Below are 23952 nucleotides of genomic sequence, written 5' to 3'. Positions count from 1 at the left end.
CCTCCTCTCCTGCGGTGTCTGCGCTGTCGTCGTTCTCATGCCCTTGCGTTCAGCTGTCCCGGCGCTCAGATGTCGAGGACGAGTCGGTCGCCGGTGCAGCGGGAGACGCAGATCATCATGGTATCTCCGGCCTGCCGCTCAGCCTCGGACAGCAGGGAGTCGCGGTGATCGATTGCTCCTGCGAGCACATCGGTCTCACATGATCCGCAGATGCCCTCCCGGCAGGAGTTGAACGGCCGGTAGCCGGCCCCTTCGAGAGCTTCGAGCACACTGCAGCCCACCGGGACTCTCACCTCGGCTCCGGTGTTCGTCTCGACGAGGAACTCCCGGTCATCGGCCATGACGGTGACCCCCTCGCCGGTCTCGTTGACGAACCGCTCGGTGTGCAGCCGGTCAGCGAAGCCCTCCTGTTCGGCGATGATGGCCAGCCCGTCGAGCAGCGCATCGGGCCCGCAGGCGTAGACGCGCGCGCCGGCGGGCAGTCCGGCAAGATCAGCGGCGATGTCGCGCCGGCCGGCGGTCGCGGATTCGTGGACGGTGACGTCGTCGCAGAGCTCTTCGACGATGTCGACGAACGGCAGCCGGCCCCGGCTGCGGCCCAGGTAGTACACACGTGCCGGCTTCTTGCGCCACCACGCCTGCCGCAGCATCGGCAGCAGCGGGGTGATGCCGATGCCGCCGGCGATGAAGACGTAGGCGTCAGCGTCGTCGAAGGCGAACCGGTTGATCGGCACAGTCGCCCGCAGCACCGCGCCGGGGGCGAGCTGATCGTGTACGAAGTCCGAGCCGCCTCGGGAGCGGGGCTCGCGGCGCACCGCGATCTGCCAGGTGCGCGGGACGCGCGGGTCCGAGCACAGCGAGTACTGGCGCACCAGCCCTGCAGCCAGTTCGATGTCGATGTGGGAGCCGGGACTCCAGGTGGGCAGCGGGCCGCCGTCGGCGCGTTCGAGTTCGACGGCCATGACGTCCTCGCACACCGCCTGGGTGCCGATGACCTTCATGTCGATGAGTTCGGGCATGATTCCTCCTTCTGCACTGGCCGTTCAGGGCACCCAGCGCAGCGGGCCGCCGTCGGCGGCGGCGATCTCGATCGCCTCGACGCGGGTGCGGGCATCAGCGGCGGAGATGCGCAGGGTCTCAGGTTCCTCCCCTTCGGCGATGTAGACGTCGCCGGGGGTGATGTCGCGGGCCCATGGGCCTCCGGCGATGCTGATCTGGCAGGCGCCGGCGACTGGGACGATGACGAACTGCCTGCCGGTGGCGCGGTCCAGGTCCTTCTCACCAGGGCCTTCGACGGTGGTGCGGGTGATGGTCACAAGTTCGGGGTCGTGGTCGATGTCCACGCCGGCGTGGGGTTCGGCCCCGGTCAACCGGATCGTCCACTTCCAGCGGTCTCCGCGCTCTGGGGAGTCCGGGCACGAGGCGAGCACCCGCCCGTTGCCGGCTCGGGCGGTGTAGTCGGCGCCGATGGTGGCGGCCTCACCGGAGGCGTCGAGGGCGCTGCCGCGCGAAAGCATCCACATCGCTCACACCTCCTGACCAGCCGGCTGGGCGGCGCTGTCCACGGGGTCGGTGTTCGCGGTGCTGGCGGTCCCGCCCGAGGCGGCGACGGCGTTCTTCTCAGACGCCTCGTGCTTCGCATCCGCCTCACGCTGCTCAGCGCGGATGAGGGCGTTCATGATGCGGCGCGCCTTGGCGACCCCGCCGTCCTGGGCGATGAGCACGTCGAACTCATCAGCCGGGCGGGTCTTGAGCCCGCGCTCCTGGTTCTCAAGCGCCCACGCGTCCTCCTTGAGGACGGTGGCCAGGCCGACTTCGAGGTCCTTGGTCGCCTGCTCGTCATCGACGGCGAAGTTGCGGGCGAAGCAGTAGTAGTACCAGCAGTGGTCGGCGTCGATCGGGGTGATCGCGTTGGTGACCTTGATGAGGTAGCCGTCTTCGCGCGGCTGGCCCTCGGCTGTGATGCCCGAGTGCAGGGTGTGGTGGTTGGGCACATGGAATTCGGTGCAGTGGAACCGGTCGTAGGGCCCGGAGATGCCCATCGTGTCCTTATACAGCGGCGGGGCCTCGACGCTGGGCATGAATCGGTCGACGCTCACAGTGTTGCCCTCGACTTCGACGGTGACGCCGTATTCGTAGATGTAGTCGTCGCCGACGGTCGTCTGGTGGATCCACGATTCGTGGGTGAGATCGAGGAGGTTGTCGTGGACGAGTTCGGCCCGACAGTTGATGCCCAGGGAGTGGAACACCGGTGCCCATTCGGGGTCGTTGTGCCAGTGGGTGTCGGGGATGTCGCTGATGTCAGCGCGCTCCGGATCGCCGGTGTAGACCCAGATCCAGCCGTCCTTCTCGTGGACCGGATAGGTGCCGACGCGGGCGCGGTCGGGCAGCGCGGTCTGGCCGGGCACACGCGTGCAGCGGCCGTCGCGGCCGTAGGTGAAGCCGTGATAGGCGCACTCGACGGAGTCGTTGACGACCCGGCCCTCCGAGAGCGGGAAGCCGCGATGAGCGCAGCGGTCGACGAGCGCGTGTGCTTGGCCGTCCTGGGTGCGGAAGAGCACGAGCGGCAGCTCGCAGATGGTGCGGGCGGTGGGCTTGTCGGTGACTTCGTAGCTCCAGGCGGCGACGTACCAGGTGTTATAGACGTACACGACTACTCCTTTGAGCGTGAGTGAGGCGGCGGGCCGCGCTGCCCGCCATACGTTTTGTATACAGTGTATTCACTGTAGAGGCGGGAGCGGCTCGGCACAAGGGCCGACGGGGGCGATCCGACTGACCGGACAGAGATCTTCAAGAGGAAGCTGCAGATGAGAAAGTCCGCACGTTCGATTGGATGAGCGGAGAGCAGTTGTCGGGAGTTTGAGACACCGGACTCCGTGCGGTAACGGGAAGATGCTGCTGCGCACCGCCGCGGTCGTCTGCGTCGATGGACGCATCATCGGGCCATGGTGCGCGATGTCAGCGAGGTCGGGGGGAGGCGCACGGCCTTCTCAATCCACGTCACTCATCGCCGGATGGGTGTGGGCGAAGTCGCGGATTCGCTCAGCGATGTCTGCGATGACGGTGCGCGCGTAGTGCCCTGGCCGCCACACGGCGTGGACAGGCAGCGTCAGGGTGATCCGCTTCCCTGAACCCGCCGTGGCCGCCGCCGGCAGAATCACGCGCACTGGGCGGGTGTCGAAGGAGCCGAACTCGGTGGTGACACCGACTCCGCGACCGGCGGCAGCGAGCGCCTGGATCGCAGCGCCGTCGTCGGTCTCGTGCACGGGACTCACGCCGATGCCTCGCTCGCCTGCGCTCATGTCGAGCATCCGGCGGCTGACGCTGTGGGCGGTAGGCAGAATGAGCTGCTCTGCGGCCAGTTCGTCGATGGCGACCTCTGAACGGCCCTGGACCGCCCATCGGTGCTGCGGGCCGACATGTGCCCAGATGGGAAAGCGTCCGAGTTCGATGCTCTCCACCGCAGGGGTTGGGGTCTCCGGGGTCACGGCCATGTCCGTGTTGCCGGCCAGCAGGCCGATGAGCTCGTAGTGCCCAGCGACCTCGACGACGAGTGTGGGATCTTCTGCCGAGGTCGTGGAGATGAACGGGGCGAGGAATCCGCGGGTTGAGGCCAGTGTGGCGGCGACAGTGAGCACCCCGATGCTGCCGAGTCGGATGTTCGACAGCGCGTTCGCCATCCGCTGCGACTCCTGAACGAGTCTGCGGGCGTGCGGCAGGAACGCCTGCCCAGCCGGGGTGAGCTGCAATCCGACGCCGGCCGGTTCGAACAGGTCTACTCGCAGTTCGCGCTGCAGCGTCTTGAGCTGCCGGCTCAGCGCCGGCTGCGCGATGTGCAGTTCCTGCGCGGCACGGGTGACCGTGCCGCAGCGCACGACAGCGAGGAAGCTCTCAAGCCGGCGGAGATTCATATCCGGATTCTCCCACGGGTGCCGCTGACCCGCAGGAGGCGTGCTCACGGTGCGGCAGACTCCGCATCGTATGCCAGCTGGCCCTGCACGTAGGTCTGCCTGGTCTGCACGCCGGCCAACTCCGCCTCCGGCACGGTGCGCGGGTCGACGTCGAGGACGACGAGGTCTGCCAGCGCACCGGCCTGCAGGATGCCGAGGGTGTCCTCTTCGAAGGATGCGGCAGCGGCTTCGCGGGTGAAACCGTGGATCGCCTCGGCCAAAGTGATGTTCTGCGCGGTGTCGAGCACCTGCCCGGTTGCCGAGGTGCGGGTGACGGCTGCGGAGATCGCATGCCAGGGGTTGGCCTCGGTGACCGGGCAGTCGGAGTTCGGCGGGGCGCTGATTCCGCGGTCGATGAAGGTCCGCTGAGGGTAGACGCGCGCCATCCGCTCAGACCCGAGCACCTCACCGTACCGGTCGCCCATCCGGTGGAGGAATCCAACGGAGGAGCCGGCGATGATGCCGTGGCGCTGCATGATCTCCAAGTCAGCCTCCCGCGGCAGCGCGCAGTGTTCGATCCGGCAGCGCATCTGCGCAGTCTCCGGCACCTCGGCGGCAACCTGGTCGAGGACGGTGGCGGCGACTTCGACGGCCCGGTCGCCGATTCCGTGGATGGCTGCGCGCAGGCCGTGGCGCACGGCTTTGAGCACGCCAGGGTGGGCCTGCGGGACGTCGGCAACGAGGATGCCGGTGGCGTCGGTGCCCTCATAGGGTTCGGCGACGGCAGCGGTAAGGCCCCCAACCGAACCGTCGAGCATGAACTTCATGCCCTGGATTCGCACCCAGTCATCGCCGAATCCGGAGGTGATGCCGGCCTCCACATAGGTGTCGAGGCATCCGGTGAACGAGAGCCCGTCGAGTGCCCACATCCAGGGCCGGACGCGCACGCGCAGTGCGCGGTCCTGACGCATCCGCGAGAGCACGCGGATGTGTTCGCTCTGTGCGGCAAGGTCGTGAACGGTGGTGATGCCGGAGGCGAGGAAGGCGTCCTGGGCCAGTGTGATGCCGGCTTCTGTTTCGGCTTCGCCGGTGGCCGGCACCGCCATCAGATCCAGCGCGGTTTCCTGCACGAGGCCGGTGAGACGACCGCTGTCATCGCGCACGAGAGCCCCGCCGGCAGGGTCGGCCGTGTCCTCGGTGATGCCTGAGGCGGCGAGGGCAGCGGAGTTCGCCACTCCCATGTGTCCACACGTGCGGCGCAGCATCACTGGATGGTCCGGGGCCACCTCGTCGAGGTCGTCGCGGGTGGGCCCGCGCCCCTCCTCGATGCCGCTCTCATCCCAGCCGAATCCGGTGATCCACTCCCCCGGATTCACTTCGGTCGTCGCCTTCGCTACGGCGTCCTTGATCTCAGCGATGGACGACACCGCACTCGGGCGGACGTTGACCTCCAACAGCGTCTGACCGAACATCCCCAGATGGATGTGCGTCTCGATGAAGCCCGGCAGCATCGCTCCACCGCCGAGATCGACGAACTCGGTGCCCGGTCCGGCGAAGGCCTCAACCTCGCTGCGGGTGCCGGCGGCAAGGACGACGCCGTCGGCGACGGCGAGTGCCTCGTATTCGACGAATTCCGTCACCGGCGCCTGCCCTGCGGCCGCCGGGGCGCTGCGCGTGGTGTCGAGGATCGCCCCGGAGTGGAAGATTCGATCAGCGTGCCGTTGGGGGCTGGCTGTCGCAGCGGTAGGTGCATCTGTGGTGATGTCAGTGGACGTGCGGGGGTGGGTCATGGGTGGGTCTCCTCCTGGTGTCGGCACAGCGGCGCGGTGCCGACGTCGGTGTCATCGGTCGGTGTTCTCGCTCGGCAGGTCACTCCAGGCGGCCGCGCGGTGCATCGGCCTGGGCGGGCCCGCCGTCTGCCGCCGGCTGTGCGGCTGTGCTGCCACGCTCTTCCTCAGTGAGCATCCGCTTGCTTTCGGAGTACCAGGACTCGGTGCGCGTGTTCGTCGACTGGGTGGCCAGCGAGACGGCGATGAGCACAACGATCGAGACCGGCAGGCCGACGAAGACGGGATGCCAGCCGAAGGGCTCTCCGGTGAGCTGCCAGATGACGGCGATGACCAGGCCGCTCCACATCGCCGCGAGGCCGCCGGCACGGGTGACGCCCTTCCAGAACAGGCCGCAGATGACCGGCGCGAGCAGACCGGAGACGAGCATCGCGGTGCCGGTGACCCACAGCACGATCAGCTGCGGAATGTAGAGAGCCATGATGAGGGCCACGACCGAGGTCAGCAGCACAGCGAGCTTCGAGTAGGTCAGCAGCTTCGGCGAGTGCTGGTCGGCTAGGCGCGGCTTGATGATGTCGTTGACGATCGACGATGAGCCTGCCAGGAAGAATGAATCGGCTGTCGAGATGACAGTGGCGAGCAGCGCGATGAGCATGATGACGACGAGTGGGAACGGGAACACCGCGCCGATGATCTCGTAGTAGATGAGCGCTGGATCCGCGTCTGTCAGCTGCAGCCCGAACCGGCCCATGACGCCGAGGAGCACCACGGCGACGCCGATGAGGGTCTGCAGCACGATCGCCACCCAGAAGCTGACGGTGAGCACCTTCATCGTCTTCGAGGCCCACATGCGCTGCCACAGGTCCTGGCGGACGAACTGGTAGCCGCCGACGGTGAGGAAGAGGACGGCCAACTCTGCTGGCGGGATGTTGAAGACGTTCATCATCTGGCCTGCGTCGACGGCCTTGGCATTGGCCTGGATGTTGTCCCATCCGCCGGAGACGATGATGACGACGACGAAGAGGGCGAAGATGCCGACGGTCTGCAGAGTGCCGTGCAGCGCGTCTTGGAACACGACGGCCTTGAGGCCACCAAGCACGGTCTTGATCGTCAGCATCACCCAGCTGACGAGGATGCCGATAGTGACGTCCATGCCGGTGGTGAGGTTGAGGATGAGAGCGATGGAGACGAACTGCATTCCGGTGATCGCACAGTAGGCGAAGAGCATGGAGATCGCAGTCGGGATCCGCGCGTGCTTGCCGTAGACGAGTGCGGTGAAATCGCCGAGGGTGACCATGCCGTGGTGCTCGCCGATACGACGGATCGGCTTGGCCAGCACGGTCACCAGGATGATCGAGGGGATTACGGCGACAAGGGCGAGCCATATCTGACCCATGCCCAGCGCGAAGCCGTTGGTCATATAGCCCAGCAGGATCGATCCGCCGATCGCGGTGCCGATGAGAGTGAGGATCATCGGGAACACGGAGACGGTGCGTCCGGCCACGCTGTAGTCCTCATAGGTCTTGACTCGCCGGTTGATGACGGCGGCGAGCACCACGAGGAACAGGAAGTAGACGAAGACGATGACCGCCAGGGCCGTATTCTGTGCGTCGGTGAACATAAGGCGTCTTTCGGTTGTGCGGAGTGGCTGTTCCTGTCGACCACGCTGCCGGCAGACCACATGTGCAATGGTTCCTGACCGTAGTGGCCTGCGGTGATGCACATCAAATACTATTTTGACGTATATCCAATGCTGTTTGCGCATGACTGCTGGTGAGAGCATTGGTCAACGAGCCCGGCGCGCAGCTCACTCCATCTGGCGTCTTGCGGGCATCCGCAGGCGGTGATGAGATGAGGACTGTCAGCCGCACGGCAGCGCACCGCCGCGCCGCCAGCCCCTGACTTGCGGGTCCCAGCCGGTCGGCCCCATGCTCCACTGACCGCTGATACAGTCGACCCGCGGCAGTGACAACGCAGCTTCAGCTGAGACACACAGCGCCAGCTGATGAGAGAAAGCAGAGAACCGATGACAAACGGCGCCGACAGACTCCTGGCCACCCTTGAGCACAACGACATCGAGGTGTGCTTCGCCAATCCCGGCACCTCGGAGATGCACTTCGTTGCCTCCTTGGACAAGGCGACGAAGATCCGCGGCGTACTCGGGCTGTTCGAGGGCACGGTCACCGGTGCGGCTGACGGTTACTCTCGCATGACCGATCGCCCTGCCGCGACTCTCCTCCACCTCGGGCCAGGTCTGGCCAACGGCCTGTCGAACATGCACAACGCTCTGCGCGCCCGGGCTGGGATCGTCAATGTCATCGGCGATCACGCCACCTACCACCGGCACCTCGATGCGCCTCTGACCTCGGACATCGAGGGCACCGCCCGCCCGTTCAGCCACTGGGTGCGCACCTCACCCTCCCCTGACACGATCGCCGCCGATACCGCCGATGCGATCAGCCAGGCCGAGGCTGGCCGCGTCGCCTCGCTCATCCTGCCCGCCGACACCGCCTGGAACCCGGTCAACGGCGACCCGGCCGTGCCGACTGCCGCCGCATTGCCGCGTCCGGTCCTCGATGAGCGCGTCATCGCTGCCGCTGCCAAGCGCCTGCGCGCCTCCGGTGCGCGCACTGCGATCCTCATGGGCGGGCGAGCTGTGCGGGCCGATCAGCTCGCTGTGGCCGGGCGGATCGCTGCTGCCACCGGCGCCCATCTGCTGTCTGACACCTTCGCCCCTCGCACCGAACGCGGCGCCGGGCGGGTGACGACACTCAAGGTGCCGTACCCAGTGGGGCCGTCCCAGGAGCTGCTCGCCGATTTCGATGCGCTCATCCTCGTCGACTCGAAGGAGCCGGTGGCGTTCTTCGCCTACCCGGACAAGTCGAGCGTGCTCACTGCCGCCGGCACGACCTTCTTCGAGATCTGCCCGCGCGAAGGCGATGCGCTCGCCGCATTGGAGGCTCTCGCCGAGGCGGTCGGTGCCACCGGTGCTGATGTCCCCGGCGATGGGATCGCCTCCGGTGCCGGCACCGCCGAGGGCCGCGGCCATATTGCCGAGCTGTCTCTGCCGGGCATGCCGAGCGGCACGATCACCCCGGAGAAGATCAGCGCGTTCCTCGGCAATGCGATCCCTGAGGGCGCGATCGTCGTCGATGAGTCCCTCACGACCGGCGGGAGCTTCTGGGCACAGACCGCCACGGCGCGCCCGCACGACTGGTTCTCCGGCACCGGCGGGTCGATCGGCTATGCGATGCCGGTGGCCGCAGGTGCCGCGATCGCCTGCCCGGATCGGCCGGTCATCACGCTCGAAAGCGATGGTTCGGGCCTGTACCAGCCGCAGGCGCTGTGGACTCAGGCCCGCGAAGGCCTCAACGTCGTCACGCTCATCTTCAACAATGCCAAGTACCAGATCCTGCGCAATGAGATGGCCAATGTCGGGGTGCCGGACTTCGGCCCGAAGGCCAGCGCACTGCTCGACCTCAGCGACCCGGTGCCGAACTGGTCAGCCATATCCGAGGGGATGGGCGTGCCGGCCCGTCGTGTCGAGACCGTCGAGCAGCTCGACGCCGCGTTCTCCGAGGCACTGGCTGAGCCGGGACCGCGGTTGATCGAAGTGATGGTCTGAGCCCCGCTGAGTCCCCCCTGAGCCCTCTGTGCTGAGGCTTCCGACCCCGGTTTGCGCGCGATCGTGCGAACCGGGGTCTTTCTCTTCTCGAGTGCCCCCGGGCGGTGCGTGGCACGCGTTTCGGGTTCAGGGCGTGTGGTCGAGCACGGCTCCGCACAGCCAGCGCAGTCGTCTGCGGGCGACATCGAGCGTCAGCTCCAGGTCGGTGGCGCCGAACTGCGGCATGAGCCCATCGCAGGCCGCGCTCAGCAGCGAGGCGCGGTCGGGGATGTCCACTTCGGCAAGATGCCCTTCGGCGGCGAGGACGCGCAGCCATGACTCGACCCTGGCCAACCCGATCTCGTAGAGCCGTGAGAACATCCGCGTACTGGAGTCATCAGCCTCCGGGCCGAAGGCATTGGACATCTGGGTGACCCAGATGCCGAGCAGCGAGCGCGTCGATTCGTCATCATGCGGCAGGAACTGCAGCATGCACTCGGTCAGCCGCTCGGCTGGATCCCGTGAGGAGTTCGCGATGTCGAGATCGGTCACCTCACGCGAATAGGCCCGCTCAGCCACTGCGCGCAAGAGCGCACTTTGGGTCGGGAAATAGTACCGAAGCGTGCTCGCGCCGATGCCGGCGCGCTCGGCGACAGCTCGCACGCTCGCAGCACCTGGCCCGCCGGACTCGACGAGCTCAAGGGCGGCCTCGACGATCTGCTCCCGCCTGTCAGCCATCAGACTCCTCCCGTCACGCACCTCTTCCAGCGCTTCGTTCACGACTCCGATCGTCACTTGACAATCTAGCACACCGTACTAGTACACTGAACTAGCACGCTGTACTAGACGAGCGCAGCCCTGCGTGAAGCCACCCCTCGTGAAGGAGAATCTCAATGAAGTTGTCAAGTGATGCACTCCGGTATGGGGGCAATTCCTTGGCTGAACATTGTGCGGTCTCGCAGCATTGCCCAAAGCACATTGATGCGTCGGCGTGCCAGGGCCAGGATCGCCTGTTTGTGGCTCTTGCCCTTAGCGCGTTTCCGGTCGTAGAACGACTTCGACACCGGACACCACCGGGAGGCAGCTTGCGCGGCGAGGTAGCAGGCGCGCAGCAGTCTGCGGTCGTAGCGTTTCGGTCGATGATGATTGCCGCTGATGCGGCCCGAGTCCCGCGGTGCCGGTGCCAGGCCGGCGATTCCGGCCAACCGGTTCGCGCTGTCGAACTGAGCGATCCCGCCCCCGGTCGCAGCAGTGAACTCGGCCCCCAGGAGGGGCCCGAATCCGGGCATCGACAGCAGAATCTTGGCATCAGCATGCTCACGGAACCGGTTCTCGATGCGGTTCTCAATGCCGGTGATATCGTCGCGCAGCCGCAGGATCTCAGCAGCGAGCCGGGCCACGATCATCGCACCCGCGTCCTGGCCGGGCACGGTGGTGTGCTGCTTGTGCGCGGCGTCGACGGCGATGTCAGCGACCCGGGCAGCCGATTTGGCTCCACGTTTTTTCAACCACGCGGTCAGGCGCTTTGCGCCCATACGGCGGATCTCTGCTGGGGTTTGGTACCCGGTGAGCAGGAGCAGGGCAGCCTTCGAGGTCGAGTAGTCGAACGCGGCTTCCAGGCCGGGGAAGAACTCGCCGAGGCTGGCTCGCATCCGGTTGATCGCCCGGGTTCGGTCGCAAGTCAAGTCGGTGCGGTGGGCGGTGAGAAGTCGCAGTTCGGTTGCGATATCGTCGCCGAGCCTGATGGGTTGCAGATCACGGCGCATCCGGGCCTGGTCGGCGATGATTCCGGCGTCTTTGGCATCGGTCTTGCCCTCACCGCGGTAGGTGGCCGCAGCGTTGTAGACGGTGCGCCCGGGAATGTAGAGCAGGGTCTGCCCGTGAGCGTTCATCAGCGCGATGAGCAGCGCGGCACCACCTCGGTTGAGGTCTGTCGCCCACGTCACCGATCCCGAGGGATCGGTGAGGGTGTTGACTTCGTCGATGAGGTTCGTGATGACAGTTTCGTCGTTGGTGATCTTCTGCGACAGAAGCCTGTTGCCGTCGGCGTCGATGACGACGCAGTGATGGTGGGACTTGCCGGCGTCGATGCCAGCGAACAGGTCGGCCATAGCGGTTCCTTCCGTAGGTGTGGACGTGTCCCACTCCGTGTTCAACGGCTACGCCGTCGTGTCCTTACACAGCGATCGGTCGCGTTTCTCAATCAGCGGTCGAGCCGTTGCAGGATGCGAGGTGGCCAATCTCCTTCGACCATGCATCAAGCGGGTAAAACCATGACAGCCATGCCCCGCATCCCCGGAGTGGTCGGAAACTTACCACTGCTCCCAATCCACATATAAGAAAGGTAAGGACCATGTTCGAAGCACTCCAGGAATTCACCACCTCGCTGCCGGTGTGGGCCCGCTGGGCCGGCATCATCCTCATCTCCGCACTGCCGTTCGTCGAGTCCTACTTCGGCTCAGTCATCGGCATCGTCGCCGGCGTCCACCCCGTCGTCGCGATCCCGGCTGCGATCCTCGGCAACGTCCTGTCGATGCTCGCCCTCGTCTACGGCGCCCACAAGATCCGCGCCCGGGCGACTGCCAAGAAGCCGGCTGACTCACCGAAGAAGGCACGGCTCAGGAAAGCCTTCGACCGGTGGGGCGTACCAGGCGTCAGCCTGCTCGGCCAGACCGTGCTGCCCAGCCAGATCACCTCGATGGCGATGGTCTCCTTCGGCGCCTCCCGCAACGCTGTGGCGCGCTGGCAGATCGTGTCGATCATCGCCTGGGGCGTGCTCTTCGGCGGGCTTGCGATGGCCGGTGTGCAGCTGTTCGGCTGAGGCACGCGGTCGGCTCTGGCGTCCGCCAGGTAGTGCTCCCAGCCGGTTCGGATGCCGATAGGGCACACTTAGAAGAGCACCAGCACGCGCACCTGTTCGCGAAAGGAGCTCGCATGTCGCCCTACGCCACCGAACCGGCCAAGGATCCCGGCCTCGCCCTCGTCCTCACCCTCCTCGGCTTCGTCCTCATCGCGGGCCTGCAGTACTTCTACATCGGCAAGATCGTCATGGGTCTGCTGTTCCTCTTCACCGGCGGATTCTTCTTCGTCGGCACCGTCATCTCCTGCTTCACCATCCGCGGAGAGACCCGCCGGGTGAATGAGCGCCGGGCTCGCCGCGCCGCCGGCTACTGAGACCCGGCACCCCATCGGCTGAGCCACCGCCTGCGGTGCCGGCCGTTTTCCCCAGCCCCTCCCGGCCCCACACCGGCCCGCATCCCGTAGAATTGTTCAACAACGATCAGGGGAGTGCGGCCCGCCGAGGCGAACTGGAGGAGAAGCTATGAGCAGCATCGACGTCAACTCCGACCTGGGCGAATCGGTCGCCGGCATCCCCGTCGGCGATGACGAGGCGATCCTCGACGTCGTCTCCTCGGCCAATGTCGCCTGCGGCTTCCACGCCGGCAGCCCCCACGGCATCTCGGCCACCGTCAGCCAGGCCGCCGCTCGCGGCGTGACGATCGGGGCGCATCCGGCCTACAACGACCCGTCGGGATTCGGCCGCCGATTCATCGACTACGACCCCAAGCAGCTGGCCGACGAGGTGCTCTACCAGATCGGTGCCCTCGACGCGATCGCCCGCTCGCACGGCTCCGAGGTCCGCTACGTCAAACCCCACGGCGCGCTGTACAACGCGCTCGTGCGCAATGCCGAGCACGCTCAGGCGGTCATCGACGGCCTGCGCGCCTTCTCCCGCAGCGTCCCGCTCCTCCTGCTGCCCGGTTCGATCGCCGCTGAGTTGGCCGTCAAGGCCGGCCTGCAGGTCATCACCGAGGCCTTCGCCGACCGCAATTACAACCCCGACGGCACGCTCGTCTCCCGCTCCGAGGACGATGCGGTCGTCACCGATATCGATGCTGTCCGCTCCCGGGTCATCGAGATGGCCACCTCGGGCACGGTCACCGCCCGCGACGGCTCGACCCTGCGCGTCGACGCCCAGTCGATCTGCGTGCACGGCGACTCGCCGGGTGCCGTCGAGATGGCCAAAGCCATCCGCGAGGCCCTCGACGAAGCCGGCGTGTCGGTCACGAGCTTCGCATGAGCCCGGCCGACCAGCCCGGCGCAGTGACCAGCACCCCGGAGTTCCGGCTCATGGGCACCCGCTCGGTGCTCATCGAACTGCCCGACACCGCCACCGTCATGGCCTGGCACGCGCATCTGAGCGCCCACCCGCTCGACGCGCAGATCGAGGTCATCGCCGCCGCCCGCACGCTGCTGTTCAAAGCCGCCACCCGCCGCGGCCTCGACACAGCCCTGACCGCCCTGCGCGCACTGACCCCCGATGACGCGGCCGCCGGTGCGCACAAACGCATCGACATCGACGTCGTCTACAACGGTGAGGACCTCGGGGCAGTCGCCGAGCACTACGGCATCTCGACTGAAGCACTCATCGACCGGCACACGAGCGAGGACTGGCTGGCCGCCTTCGGCGGGTTCTCCCCCGGCTTCGCCTACTGCACCGCCGCCGGCAGCGGCTGGGACACCCCGCGCCGGGCCTCCCCGCGCACCAAGGTGCCGCGCGGCTCCGTCGCCCTGGCCGGGCCGTTCTCCGCCGTCTACCCGATCGACTCACCCGGCGGCTGGCAGCTGCTCGGCTCCTCCCCCACCCCGGTGTGGGACCTCGGCGAGGACCCGCCCAACCGCATCAGCCCGGGTGATGAGATCCGCTACCGGGCCGTCAGCGAGGAGATCACGCTCTCCCCGGCCACCGCCTCGGCGCCGGCGAGCCAGCCGGCCCGCCCGGCCGCGACCGTCACCGCCGTGGGCCTGCAGGCGCTGTTCCAGGACCGCGGGCGCACCGGCCACGGCGACACCGGCGTGCCGACCTCCGGGGTGCTCGACCGCGCCTCAGCCCGGCAGGCCAACCGGATCGTCGGCAACCGCGGCGACGCCACCGTCATCGAATGCCTCTTCGGCGGGTTCGGGCTGCGTGCCGAGACCGACCTCACCCTGGCCGTCACCGGAGCCGAGGCGCCGGTCACCGTCGGCGGGCAGCCCGCCCCGCTGCGCACCCCGCTCGTCGTCCCGGCCGGTGAGAGTGTCGAGATCGGTGCGCCGACGCACGGGATCCGCAGCTATCTCGCGGTCCGCGGCGGGTTCGTCACCAGCGAGGTGCTCGGCTCGACGGCGACCGACACGCTCTCCCGGCTCGGCCCCGAACCGATCAGTGCCGGCCAGCAGCTCAAGGTTCCCGTCACCCCCGATGTCGGTGCCGTCGGCGGACCGGAGCCTGCGACCCTACCGGAAGGTAATCTCACGACCGCAGAGCTGCGGGTGGTGCCCGGGCCGAGAGATGACTGGTGCGCCCCCGGTGAGCTGGAGACGCTCACCAGCCAAGTGTGGAAGGTCAGCCAGGAGTCCAATCGCATCGCCCTTCGCCTGCAGGCAGGCGAAGACGGCCGGCCGCTGCGCCGGGCCGAGGACACCGGGGAGCTCGCCAGTGAGGGCATGGTCTCCGGTGCGATCCAGGTGCCGCCGGAAGGCCAGCCGGTGCTGTTCCTGGCCGACCATCCGGTGACCGGCGGGTATCCGGTCATCGCCACCGTCATCGCCGAAGACCTCGACCTCGCCGCCCAGCTGCCGCCGGGTGCCCAGGTGCGCTTCACCGTCTTCGAGACAGCCGCCGACTCAGCAGGAGATCCCCCATGACGCTCTCATCTGTGCTCATCGCCAACCGCGGTGAGATCGCCGTACGCATCGCTCGCGCCGCCGCCGACCACGGGCTGCGCTCAGTGGCCGTGTACTCCGATGCCGACGCCGACGCACTCCACGCCCGCATCGCCGATGAAGCCCACCGGCTGCCCGGCACTGCCCCGGCCGAGACGTACATGAACATCCCGGCCCTCATCGAGACCGCCCTGCGCTCAGGCGTCGATGCCGTCCATCCCGGCTATGGGTTCCTAGCCGAGAACGCCGCGTTCGCCTCCGCCGTCACCGAGGCAGGGCTGACGTGGATCGGACCGTCGGCAGAGGTGATCGAGAAGCTGGGCAACAAGGTCACCGCCCGCGAGATCGCGCTGTCGGTCGACGCTCCGCTGGCCCCAGGTTCGGACGGGCCGGTCGAGGACTGGGAAGAGGCACACGCGTTCGCCGAAGAGCACGGCCTGCCGATTGCGATCAAGGCCGCCTACGGCGGTGGCGGGCGCGGGCTCAAGGTCGTCCACGAGCTCGACGATGTCGAAGACGCCTTCGCTGCCGCCGGGCGTGAGGCGGTGGCGGCGTTCGGGCGCGGGGAGTGCTTCGTGGAGAAGTTCCTCGTCCGCCCCCGCCATGTCGAGGCGCAGGTCCTCGCTGATGCGCACGGGCACACGCTCGTCGTCGGGCTGCGGGACTGCTCGCTGCAGCGGCGCAACCAGAAGCTCGTCGAGGAGGCCCCGGCGCCGTTCCTCACCGCCTGGCAGGAGGCGACGATCCGCGCCGGTGCGGTGAAGATCTGCCGCGCTGCCGGGTACGTCGGCGCCGGCACGGTCGAGTTCCTCATCGCCGAAGACGGCACCATCAGCTTCCTGGAGGTCAACACGCGCCTGCAAGTCGAGCATCCGGTGACCGAAATGACGACCGGCGTCGATCTTGTCGGCGAGCAGTTCCGGATCGCCGCCGGCCTGCCACTATCCTTCGCCGACGGCGATGCTTCTGACGGCAATGCCGCATGTGGGGACAGCGAGATCACTGTGCCGCAGCTCGGGCATGCGATCGAGTTCCGGCTCAACGCCGAAGACGTCGCCAACGGCTATGTCCCCTGCCCGGGCACCATCACCCGATTCGAGGCCCCGACCGGCCCGGGCATCCGCGTCGACACCGGGGTCACGAGCGGGTCGACGATCCCGGGTGCCTATGACTCGATGATGGCCAAGCTCATCGTCTTCGGTGCCGACCGCGACCAGGCGATCACGCGTGCCCGGCAGGCGCTGCGCGAACTCGTCATCGAGGGAGTCGCCACGGTCGTGCCGTTCCACCAGGCAGTGCTCGAACACTCTGACTTCGCCGATGACTTCGCCGTCCACACGACCTGGATCGAAAACGACTTCGCCGAGCAGTTCGAACGCACCGAGGTCTTCGCCGATCAACGTGACGGTCAGCCGCTCACCCGGTTCGGCGTCGAACTCGATGGCAAGCGCGTCGAGCTCGGTCTGCCTGCTGAGCTGCTGAGCCGGCTCGCCAGCCCAGCCCCAAGCGGTGCGTCCACCGGCGAGGCCCAGCCTGCCGGCACCACGGGCGCGGACACCGAGACCGAGGCGAGCAGCACCGACAACGGCGCCGACGCCTCGGGAGCGGAGGTCACGAGCCCATATGCCGGCAGCTTCGTGACGTGGAAGGTGGCAGACGGCGACGCGGTCGAGGCCGGGCAGACGGTCGCGGTCATCGAGGCGATGAAGATGGAGTCCAATGTCTCCGCCCCGTCCGGCGGAACGATTGCATGTGAGTCCCTGGATGCAGGTGACAGCGTTTCGGCAGGTCAGGTGCTCGCGCGGATCTCCTGAACCGTGCCGAGGATGCGGCGCGAGGCTGGTACTGAGGGCGTATGGGAACGGTAAGGGAACATGACAGAAAGATCACAGCCGCCGCTACCGCGATTGTCTCCTACTATGGCGGCGTGACCATGGAATTCGTATCGGCACAGCAGCGGGTGACCCACACGCTACTGGAGGAGATCTCAACCGGCCAGCTTGCCCCTGGCGAGAAGCTCCACGAGGTTGCCCTGGCCACCCGGCTGGAGGTCTCCCGGAACACGCTGCGCGAGGCGTTCGTCGCACTGCAGGGCTACGGGGTCGTCGTGCGGCTGCCGCACCGCGGGGTGCATGTGACGCTGCCGGAGATCTCGCACGTCGATGAGATCTACCAGTGCCGTTCGCTGCTCGAACCGGCCGTCCTGCAGTGGTCGGACCGGCTCGACACGGCCACGCTTAAGGACTGTGTGGCCGCCGGGCGGGCCGCACGCGAGGCGGGCGACCCCCATGCGGTCGGCGATGCCAACCAGCGGTTCCACTCGGCGATCATCGCCTCGGCCGAGTCCTACTACGCCAACGAGGTCATGACCCGGGTGCTCGCGCTCATGCGGCTCGTCTTCATCCGCGGTTCAGCCGAGCGCCGCGGCTTCCACTACCCCTATATCGAGCTCAACGCCACGATCGCCGACCTTGCCGCAAGCGGCCGGCGCCGCGAGGCCGCTGAGGAGATGCGCAGCTACCTCGACCGGGCGCGCAGCGAGGTCCGCGAGCTGCTGTCCTGAACTTGGTCTCCTCACGCAGGTACGCCCGGCCTATGAGGAACCGACCTCGGGAACCTGGACTTAGGGGACCTGGAACTCGGCATCCCGGGCGTCAGTGATGAGCATCTTCCCGGGTGAGTGGGCGATCGCGATCTCCGGGCGGGCGGCCAGCAGCGCGGCTTGCGGGGTCACCCCGCAGGCCCAGAACACCGGCAGATGCCCATCCGGGATCGTCACCGCATCGCCGTAGTCAGGGTTGCCGAGGTCGCGGATGCCGATCTCTGCCGGGTTGCCGATGTGCACCGGTGCTCCGTGCACGGCCGGGTAGCGGGAGGTGATGCGCACCGCCTCGGCGACCTGGTTCGCCGGCAGCGGGCGCATCGACACAACAAGCGGGCCTGAGAAGATCCCGGCCGGTTCGGTGTCGATCGAGGTGCGGTACATCGGCACGTTGACGTTCTGGCTGATGTGAGCGATGTCAATACCGGCGGCCAGCAGCGCGGTCTCGAAGGTGAACGAGCAGCCGATGAGGAAGCTGACGATGTCGTCTCGCCAGAACGCGGTGGCATCCGTGACGGTCTCGGCGAGCTCACCGTTCCGGTAGATCCGGTAGGCCGGCACATCGGTGCGGATATCCCCGCCTTGAAGCAGCGGCGAGCTCGTCTGCCCGGCTTCGAGCACTCCCATGATCGGCATCGGCTTGGGGTTGCGCTGGGCGAAGAGCAGGAAGTCGAAGGCATGCTCGCGCGGCACAGCAAGCAGGTTCGTCGGCGTGAACCCCGGGCACAGGCCGGCGGTCGGCCGGTCGAGACCGGCCCGGAAGGCCGCCCTGGCCTGCGCAGGTGAGGTGAACGGGGAGCCCGCCGGTGCCTCGGGAGCGGTGTCCATCGTCATCCCTGCCAGAGTGCGGCGATGCCGGTGAGCGAGTTCCAGCCCAGCCAGATCGTGACCAGCCAGGTGAGCGTACCGAGGGCGGCGAGCCACTTGGGGTACTGGTAGCCGTGCAGCAGGTCGCGGCGGGCCCAGGCGACCCACAGGACGACGGCGAAGCCGATTGGCAGGATGAGGCCGTTGAAGGCGCCGGCGAAGATGAGCAGTGTCTGCGGGGCCTGGTCGAGGATGAGGAAGGCGGTCGCGCACACGGCAATGAAGGCGATGGTGAGCAGGTTGCGGGTGCGCGCGCTCGTCCGCTGGGTGGTGACGAAGCTGATCGAGGTGTACGAGGCGCCGATGACCGAGGTGAGGCCGGCGGCCCACAGCACGACACCGAAGACGCGCAGGCCGACTTCACCGGCGGCGGCGAGGAACGCATCGGCGGCGGTGTTGTCCTGCGACAGCGTCACGCCGCCTGCGACGACGCCGAGGATGGCGAGGAAGAGCAGCACGCGCATGACGCCGGTGATGATAATCGAGAGCACCGAGACCTGGGTGATGTGGCCGACGTTCTCACGTCCGGTGATCTTCGAGTCGATGAGGCGGTGGGCGCCGGCGAAGGTGATGTAGCCGCCGACGGTGCCGCCGATGAGGGTAGTGACGACGAGGAAGTCGACCTCCTCGGGCAGCACGGTGTTCTTCAGCGCCTCGCCGACCGGCGGCTGGGAGACGATGGCGACGTAGAGCATGAGCAGGATCATGATCGCGCCGAGTGCGACGACGATGCGGTCGAGTGCGACGCCGGCGCGCTTGGACAGGAAGATGAAGATCGCGATGAGCGCTGAGACCGCGCCGCCGATCTTCGCGTCGATGCCGAGCATCGCGTTGGTGCCCAGGCCGGCACCGCCGATGTTGCCGATGTTGAAGATGAGCCCGCCGACGAAGACGAAGGCGGCCATCACCCAGCCGATACCCGGCAGCACCCGGTTGCCCAGTTCGTTGGCACGCAGCCCGGTGACGCCGAGCACCCGCCAGACGTTGAGCTGGATGGCGATGTCGACGAGCACGGAGACGAGGATCGCAAACGCGAAGGCCACGCCGAGCTGGACGGTGAACACCGAGGTCTGGGTGATGAAACCCGGGCCGATCGAGGAGGTGGCCATGAGGAACATGGCCCCGAAGATCGCGGTGCGACCGGTCGCCCCGATCGTCACCGCCTTCTTCGCATCGGCCTGGGTGCCGTTTGCCGGGGCGGTGTCGCCTGGCTGGGCTGTGTGGGCGCCGGTGTGATCGGGCGTGGGGTCCGGGGTGTGGCTGCTCATCGTGCTTCCTCGCTCGGGTGGGCGCGGGCGGCACCGGTGCGGTGGCTGCCCTGTGACGCGACACACTCTAGCAATTGTTCAACAATGAGCGCGAGGGGAGGGGGTGTGGACAGGGGCCGCTGCGCGGTTCGGTTCGCGCCGGCGCCGAGGCGGTGGCTGGGTAGTCAGGTGAGCTTCTGAAGTGCCAGGTGGGTGAGCCATTCGAGGGGGCCGCGGGCGGCCGGTCCGCGCACGCCGCGGCGGGCGGCGATCGCCTGCCAGACGAGTGCGAAGGCAATGACGGCTGCGAGCACGGCAACGAAACCGGTGATGGTGAGCGCCAGGCGGGCATCGGGGAACCGGCCGGCGAGGTCGAGACCCCAGCCGAAGAACAGGGCGCCGGCGAGCAGGTTCTGGCCGACGTAGACGCTCAGCGACATCCGCCCGGCGGCCGCGCACGCGGTCTCGATGACCCGGGGGATCCAGCGGTGCAGGCTGGCATGGGCGATGAGGGCGAGCAGACCGACGGCGACGAGGCTGGCGGTGAGGTAGCGCTGCGCGACGATCCCGGCCGGGGAGCCGATGATGCCCAAGAGCAGGTCGACAGGTGCGGCAGCGGCGCCGATGAGCAGGCAGCGGCGGCGCAGCCGGGCGCCGCCTGGGGTGAAGATGCCTCCTGCGAACAGGCGGGCACCGATGAGGAAGAGGCAGATGCCCATGGCGAGGGTGAAGATCGGTTCGGCGCGGAAGATGAGGCTGTTGTCGAGGCGGAAGACGGCGAGTTCGGTGAAGCCGGCCTCGCGGTAGGGGTTGACGCCGTGCCACAGCGGCCAGTCGGCGGCCGAGCCGGTGAGCTCGGAACCGGCACCTCCGTTGGCGCTTCCCGGCTGGGTGAGCAGCAGGAGGCTGAGCAGGCCGATGCCGAGCACATGGAGGACCCCGGTCACCCAGGCCCAGATGCGTGCGCTGCGTGGGGAGGTGGCGATGATGCCGGCGACGATGAAGCCGGTGACGGCATAGCCCATGAGCACGTCGAATTCGGCGATGAGGATGAAGTTGATGAGCCCGTCGAGGAACAGCAGTCCTGCGCGCGGGGCGTAGGTGCGCAGCCAGCCGCGGCGCCCGCTGCGCTTGCGCCAGGCGGTGAACTGCAGGAACACGCCGATGCCGAACATCATCATGAGCAGGGAGAGGAACTTGCCGTTGCTCAGGGAGCTGAGCACCTGGAAGGCCAGCGTCTGAGCACCTGCGGGAATCCCGGCGAGTGGATCGAGGAGGGAGCCCAGCAGGCCGGCGGGGTGGGTGAAGAGCCAGATATTGGTGCCGAGCGTGCCGAGCACGGCGGCACCGCGGGCGATGTCGAGTCCGGCGATGCGTCGGCAGCCAGGGGCAGATGCGACGTCACGAGCGGAGGCATCAGCGGGACTGGCTGGCCGGTCGTCACGAACGGCGGGAGCCGCTGCCCCGCGGGTGGGTGAGGTCTTCATAGCCGAAACAATACAGTCGTATGGTCAGGTGTGCAATACGCTTGTATTCCCGGTGCGCAAGCACCGTGACCGCCGACAGAGAAGGATCCATGAGCACCAGCAGAGACCACATCGTCGAGGCGATCGTCACCGTCATCGCTGCAGGCGGAATCGAGAAGGCCACCGTCCGCACGGTCGCCAGTCAGGCCGGGGTGTCGATCGGCGCGGTCCAGCACCACTTCCCCAGCAAGGCCGCGATGCTGACTGCAGCGATGGCGGCGACCTCGGATGCTGTCACCGCCGACATCGAGGACTACCTCAGCACCTTGGAACCGGCCGGCACTCCCGCCGAAGCGGCAGGGCAGGCCGCCTCAGTGCTGCGCCACCTGTCCTTCATGCTCTGCTCGATCAGCGAGGACGACCTCGCTGCCGCCGGCATCTGGCTCGACTTCGTCGCCCTGTCCCGTGTCACCCCCTCACTCGCCCAGATCCACACCCGCACATGGACCCAGCTGCGGAAGCAGATGAGCGAACTCATCACAGCAGCCCACCCGCAGCACCCCGATCCTGAAGCGGCAGCCGGGTGGGCGCTGGCGACCTTCGACGGCATCGCCATCTCCCGGGCGACCGAGCCGCAGTTCATGACCGGCCCGCGGGCTGCAGCTCTGGCTGAGCGGACACTGGCGGCGATCGCCACGGAGGCAGTCGAGACCACCGGGACCACCGCCTCGGGAGCGGGGCCATCCACCGCCTCGGGAGCGGGGCCATCCACCGCCTCGGCACCGGTGACCGGCCCCGTCTGAATCCCGCCTCGGGCACCGGGAGGAGCGGACACGATTTGGACACAATCACCAGTGCCGCACAGCCGCCTATGACTTGTGACATGCTTCACGATAAGCTCAACCGCACACCGCACTTTCGGTGGGCGCCGGAGCACCGGCGCCGGGTTCGCACCACCCGGTGACAACCTCACCGCACCGCAACCAGGAGGAATTCCGTGAAGCGATCCTTGAGCATTGCTGCCCTGACGGCGGCATCTGTCCTTGTCCTGTCCGCCTGCGGCGGAGGCGGAGACGACGGCAACGGCGCCGAAGGCTTCCAGCCTGTCTCCGGAGGCAAGCTGACCCTGTGCTCCGACATCCCCTATGAGCCGTTCGAGTTCACCGACGAGAACAACGAGACCGTCGGCTTCGACATCGACCTGGGCAAGAAGCTCTCCGAGCGACTCGACCTCGAACTCGACGTCGTCACCACCGGCTTCGAAGCCATCGAATCAGGCTCCGCTCTCGACACCGCACAGTGCGACCTGGCGCTGTCGGGCATGTCGATCACCGAAGAGCGGGCGACGAAGTTCGACTTCTCCCACAAGTACCTGCTCGACAACCTCGGCCTCATGGTCACCAAGGACTCCGGCATCAAGTCCCTTGACGAGCTCAAGGACAAAGAGGTCGGGGCTCAGCAGGCGACGACCGGAGAGTCATACGCCAAGGACGCCGGAGCCAAGGTCGTGCAGTTCGAGGACTCCGGCCTGCTGACCCAGGCGATCACCTCCGGCCAGATCGACGCTGCGGTGGCGAACCTCTCGACGATCTACGCCGCCACCCAGGCCAGCGACAAGCTCGAGCTCGCCGAGGACTACGACACCGACGAGGCACTCGGCGCCGGCTTCAAGAAGGGCAACACCGAACTCGCCGATGAGTTCAACACGATGCTCGGCGAGATGTTCGAAGACGGCTCGTACGACAAGCTCGTCGAAGAATGGTTCGGCGAGGTCGCCGATGCCGCGAAGGTCCCGGAGGACCAGCGCGGATCCTGATCCAGTTGCCCTGCGCCCGCGGCGTGCCGACGCACTGACGCCGGCGCGCCTCGGGCGCGGCAGGGTTGGCGCCTGAGCGAACGGCCAGCCGGCGGCGCGAACCGCAGCCGGGCCAGCAGCACGACTCCACCCACCCCACTAGGAGCTATACGGTGGCAATGACCATGCGCCAGCGGGCCCGCATGTCCCGCGGCATCCAGTACGCGATCCTCGTCCTCGCGATCCTCGTCGCGGCCTTCCTCGCCGACTGGGGCACGATCTTCGGGAAGTTCTTCAACCCGCAGGTCATGGCCGACCAGTTCCCCGGCATCATCACGATCGCGCTGAAGAATACCCTCATCTACACCGCTCTGGGCTTCGTGCTCGGGCTGGCGCTGGGCGTTCTGCTCGCGCTCATGAAGATCTCCTCCGTCGGACCCTACCGGTGGATCTCGACCCTGTACATCGAGTTCTTCCGCGGGGTGCCGGCCCTGCTTGTGTTCATCGCGCTGGGCTACGGCATCCCGTACGCCTTCGGCATGCGGATGGACACGTACCTCACCGTCATGCTGGCACTCGGCATCGTGTCCTCTGCCTACATCGCCGAGACCCTGCGTGCTGGCCTGCAGGCTGTGCCGAAGGGCCAGTACGAGGCGGCCCGGTCGCTGGGCATGACGCATTCGCGGGCGATGATCACGATCATCATCCCGCAGGCCTTCCGCATCATCCTGCCGCCGCTGACGAACGAGATCATCCTCATGACGAAGGACTCCTCGCTCATCTACCTGCTGGGTCTGGCCGCCAGCCAGTACGAGCTGACGAAGTTCGGCCGTGAGGCGATCACCGCCCCCGATGCGGGCCTAACCCCGCTCGTGGTCGCCGGTGCCTGCTACCTCGTCATCACCGTGCCGCTGGGCATCCTGGCCCGGAAGTTCGAGTCCCGTACCGCCAAGATCAAGAAGTAGGTGCCACCTGTGTTCAACAACGA

General features: G+C 67.4%; 21 protein-coding genes. 10 read left to right on the top strand and 11 right to left on the bottom strand.

Annotated features, from left to right (window positions below; genetic code table 11):
- Positions 1-65: 65 nt before the first annotated feature.
- The 6 genes from M3C25_RS04475 to M3C25_RS04450 all read right to left on the bottom strand — a co-directional run bounded on the left by M3C25_RS04475 (position 66) and on the right by M3C25_RS04450 (position 7298).
- On the bottom strand, positions 66-1019 hold the full coding sequence (locus M3C25_RS04475) for a PDR/VanB family oxidoreductase (RefSeq protein ID WP_259855182.1): 954 nt from the start codon (positions 1017-1019) through the stop codon (positions 66-68).
- Between the two features lie 24 nt (positions 1020-1043).
- Positions 1044-1523, bottom strand: coding sequence for a hypothetical protein (locus tag M3C25_RS04470; RefSeq protein ID WP_259855181.1), 480 nt, complete (start codon positions 1521-1523; stop codon positions 1044-1046).
- A 3-nt stretch (positions 1524-1526) separates the two neighbouring features.
- Positions 1527-2651 (bottom strand): aromatic ring-hydroxylating dioxygenase subunit alpha, encoded by a 1125-nt coding sequence (locus M3C25_RS04465; RefSeq protein WP_259855180.1) that lies wholly within the window; start codon positions 2649-2651, stop codon positions 1527-1529.
- Between the two features lie 339 nt (positions 2652-2990).
- Positions 2991-3911, bottom strand: a complete 921-nt coding sequence (locus M3C25_RS04460) for a LysR family transcriptional regulator (protein ID WP_259855179.1) — start codon at positions 3909-3911, stop codon at positions 2991-2993.
- Between the two features lie 44 nt (positions 3912-3955).
- Positions 3956-5680: an amidohydrolase gene (locus M3C25_RS04455; protein WP_217006241.1), complete on the bottom strand. Its 1725-nt coding sequence runs from the start codon at positions 5678-5680 to the stop codon at positions 3956-3958.
- A 79-nt stretch (positions 5681-5759) separates the two neighbouring features.
- Entirely contained in the window at positions 5760-7298 is a 1539-nt protein-coding gene (locus M3C25_RS04450; RefSeq protein WP_217006239.1) for a sodium:solute symporter family protein, read from the bottom strand.
- 405 nt (positions 7299-7703) lie between these two features.
- Here M3C25_RS04450 and M3C25_RS04445 point away from each other — a divergent pair, with 405 nt between their 5' ends.
- Positions 7704-9302 carry an acetolactate synthase large subunit gene (locus tag M3C25_RS04445; RefSeq protein ID WP_259855178.1) on the top strand — a complete coding sequence of 533 codons (1599 nt, stop codon included), beginning with the start codon at positions 7704-7706 and terminating at the stop codon, positions 9300-9302.
- A 126-nt stretch (positions 9303-9428) separates the two neighbouring features.
- On the opposite strand, the gene M3C25_RS04440 is transcribed toward M3C25_RS04445, so the two are convergent.
- Entirely contained in the window at positions 9429-10019 is a 591-nt protein-coding gene (locus M3C25_RS04440; RefSeq protein WP_165883712.1) for a TetR/AcrR family transcriptional regulator, read from the bottom strand.
- Between the two features lie 164 nt (positions 10020-10183).
- On the bottom strand, positions 10184-11392 hold the full coding sequence (locus M3C25_RS04435; protein WP_259855177.1) for an IS110 family RNA-guided transposase: 1209 nt from the start codon (positions 11390-11392) through the stop codon (positions 10184-10186).
- A gap of 242 nt (positions 11393-11634) precedes the next feature.
- Between M3C25_RS04435 and M3C25_RS04430 the strand changes: the two genes are divergently transcribed.
- From M3C25_RS04430 to M3C25_RS04405, 6 genes are all read left to right on the top strand, one after another.
- Positions 11635-12102 carry a hypothetical protein gene (locus M3C25_RS04430; protein WP_102162066.1) on the top strand — a complete coding sequence of 156 codons (468 nt, stop codon included), beginning with the start codon at positions 11635-11637 and terminating at the stop codon, positions 12100-12102.
- Positions 12103-12215: 113 nt separating this feature from the next.
- Complete coding sequence (locus tag M3C25_RS04425; RefSeq protein ID WP_102162067.1) at positions 12216-12455, top strand: hypothetical protein; 240 nt, start codon at positions 12216-12218, stop codon at positions 12453-12455.
- 148 nt (positions 12456-12603) lie between these two features.
- Positions 12604-13362, top strand: a complete 759-nt coding sequence (locus tag M3C25_RS04420) for a LamB/YcsF family protein (protein ID WP_102162068.1) — start codon at positions 12604-12606, stop codon at positions 13360-13362.
- Positions 13359-14969 (top strand): 5-oxoprolinase subunit B/C family protein, encoded by a 1611-nt coding sequence (locus M3C25_RS04415; protein ID WP_219722609.1) that lies wholly within the window; start codon positions 13359-13361, stop codon positions 14967-14969. Before M3C25_RS04420 ends, M3C25_RS04415 begins: the two co-directional genes overlap by 4 nt.
- A complete protein-coding gene (locus M3C25_RS04410) occupies positions 14966-16801 on the top strand; it encodes an acetyl/propionyl/methylcrotonyl-CoA carboxylase subunit alpha (RefSeq protein ID WP_259855176.1) in 1836 nt (611 codons plus the stop codon). The genes M3C25_RS04415 and M3C25_RS04410 overlap by 4 nt, the downstream gene beginning before the upstream one ends.
- 119 nt (positions 16802-16920) lie before the next feature.
- Positions 16921-17550 (top strand): GntR family transcriptional regulator, encoded by a 630-nt coding sequence (locus tag M3C25_RS04405; protein WP_257995120.1) that lies wholly within the window; start codon positions 16921-16923, stop codon positions 17548-17550.
- A gap of 60 nt (positions 17551-17610) precedes the next feature.
- Here M3C25_RS04405 and M3C25_RS04400 read toward each other — a convergent pair whose 3' ends face one another.
- The 3 genes from M3C25_RS04400 to M3C25_RS04390 form a co-directional block, all read right to left on the bottom strand.
- Entirely contained in the window at positions 17611-18417 is an 807-nt protein-coding gene (locus M3C25_RS04400; protein WP_375545095.1) for a putative hydro-lyase, read from the bottom strand.
- A 2-nt stretch (positions 18418-18419) separates the two neighbouring features.
- Complete coding sequence (locus M3C25_RS04395; RefSeq protein WP_259855174.1) at positions 18420-19724, bottom strand: NRAMP family divalent metal transporter; 1305 nt, start codon at positions 19722-19724, stop codon at positions 18420-18422.
- A 164-nt stretch (positions 19725-19888) separates the two neighbouring features.
- Positions 19889-21190, bottom strand: coding sequence for a DUF418 domain-containing protein (locus M3C25_RS04390; protein WP_259855173.1), 1302 nt, complete (start codon positions 21188-21190; stop codon positions 19889-19891).
- An 89-nt stretch (positions 21191-21279) separates the two neighbouring features.
- Here M3C25_RS04390 and M3C25_RS04385 point away from each other — a divergent pair, with 89 nt between their 5' ends.
- The 3 genes from M3C25_RS04385 to M3C25_RS04375 all read left to right on the top strand — a co-directional run bounded on the left by M3C25_RS04385 (position 21280) and on the right by M3C25_RS04375 (position 23929).
- Positions 21280-21972 carry a TetR/AcrR family transcriptional regulator gene (locus M3C25_RS04385; protein ID WP_259855171.1) on the top strand — a complete coding sequence of 231 codons (693 nt, stop codon included), beginning with the start codon at positions 21280-21282 and terminating at the stop codon, positions 21970-21972.
- Positions 21973-22166: 194 nt separating this feature from the next.
- The gene (locus tag M3C25_RS04380) at positions 22167-22985 is read left to right on the top strand and encodes an ABC transporter substrate-binding protein (protein WP_259855170.1); all 819 of its coding nucleotides are present in this window, start codon (positions 22167-22169) and stop codon (positions 22983-22985) included.
- Between the two features lie 152 nt (positions 22986-23137).
- Positions 23138-23929: an amino acid ABC transporter permease gene (locus tag M3C25_RS04375; protein WP_102162075.1), complete on the top strand. Its 792-nt coding sequence runs from the start codon at positions 23138-23140 to the stop codon at positions 23927-23929.
- Positions 23930-23952: the final 23 nt, after the last annotated feature.

This window comes from Brevibacterium luteolum (genome assembly GCF_025147615.1).
GTDB lineage: Bacteria > Actinomycetota > Actinomycetes > Actinomycetales > Brevibacteriaceae > Brevibacterium > Brevibacterium luteolum.
This window is presented reverse-complemented; position numbering and strand designations above follow the sequence as displayed.

What these genes read in the sequence shown, in the direction of transcription:
- M3C25_RS04475 (WP_259855182.1), bottom strand. Translation starts at nt 1,019, where the DNA reads ATGCCCGAACTCATCGACATGAAGGTCATCGGCACCCAGGCGGTGTGC.
- M3C25_RS04470 (WP_259855181.1), bottom strand. Translation starts at nt 1,523, where the DNA reads ATGTGGATGCTTTCGCGCGGCAGCGCCCTCGACGCCTCCGGTGAGGCC.
- M3C25_RS04460 (WP_259855179.1), bottom strand. Translation starts at nt 3,911, where the DNA reads ATGAATCTCCGCCGGCTTGAGAGCTTCCTCGCTGTCGTGCGCTGCGGC.
- M3C25_RS04455 (WP_217006241.1), bottom strand. Translation starts at nt 5,680, where the DNA reads ATGACCCACCCCCGCACGTCCACTGACATCACCACAGATGCACCTACC.
- M3C25_RS04450 (WP_217006239.1), bottom strand. Translation starts at nt 7,298, where the DNA reads ATGTTCACCGACGCACAGAATACGGCCCTGGCGGTCATCGTCTTCGTC.
- M3C25_RS04445 (WP_259855178.1), top strand. Translation starts at nt 7,704, where the DNA reads ATGACAAACGGCGCCGACAGACTCCTGGCCACCCTTGAGCACAACGAC.
- M3C25_RS04440 (WP_165883712.1), bottom strand. Translation starts at nt 10,019, where the DNA reads ATGGCTGACAGGCGGGAGCAGATCGTCGAGGCCGCCCTTGAGCTCGTC.
- M3C25_RS04435 (WP_259855177.1), bottom strand. Translation starts at nt 11,392, where the DNA reads ATGGCCGACCTGTTCGCTGGCATCGACGCCGGCAAGTCCCACCATCAC.
- M3C25_RS04430 (WP_102162066.1), top strand. Translation starts at nt 11,635, where the DNA reads ATGTTCGAAGCACTCCAGGAATTCACCACCTCGCTGCCGGTGTGGGCC.
- M3C25_RS04425 (WP_102162067.1), top strand. Translation starts at nt 12,216, where the DNA reads ATGTCGCCCTACGCCACCGAACCGGCCAAGGATCCCGGCCTCGCCCTC.
- M3C25_RS04420 (WP_102162068.1), top strand. Translation starts at nt 12,604, where the DNA reads ATGAGCAGCATCGACGTCAACTCCGACCTGGGCGAATCGGTCGCCGGC.
- M3C25_RS04415 (WP_219722609.1), top strand. Translation starts at nt 13,359, where the DNA reads ATGAGCCCGGCCGACCAGCCCGGCGCAGTGACCAGCACCCCGGAGTTC.
- M3C25_RS04410 (WP_259855176.1), top strand. Translation starts at nt 14,966, where the DNA reads ATGACGCTCTCATCTGTGCTCATCGCCAACCGCGGTGAGATCGCCGTA.
- M3C25_RS04405 (WP_257995120.1), top strand. Translation starts at nt 16,921, where the DNA reads ATGGAATTCGTATCGGCACAGCAGCGGGTGACCCACACGCTACTGGAG.
- M3C25_RS04400 (WP_375545095.1), bottom strand. Translation starts at nt 18,417, where the DNA reads ATGGACACCGCTCCCGAGGCACCGGCGGGCTCCCCGTTCACCTCACCT.
- M3C25_RS04395 (WP_259855174.1), bottom strand. Translation starts at nt 19,724, where the DNA reads ATGAGCAGCCACACCCCGGACCCCACGCCCGATCACACCGGCGCCCAC.
- M3C25_RS04390 (WP_259855173.1), bottom strand. Translation starts at nt 21,190, where the DNA reads ATGAAGACCTCACCCACCCGCGGGGCAGCGGCTCCCGCCGTTCGTGAC.
- M3C25_RS04385 (WP_259855171.1), top strand. Translation starts at nt 21,280, where the DNA reads ATGAGCACCAGCAGAGACCACATCGTCGAGGCGATCGTCACCGTCATC.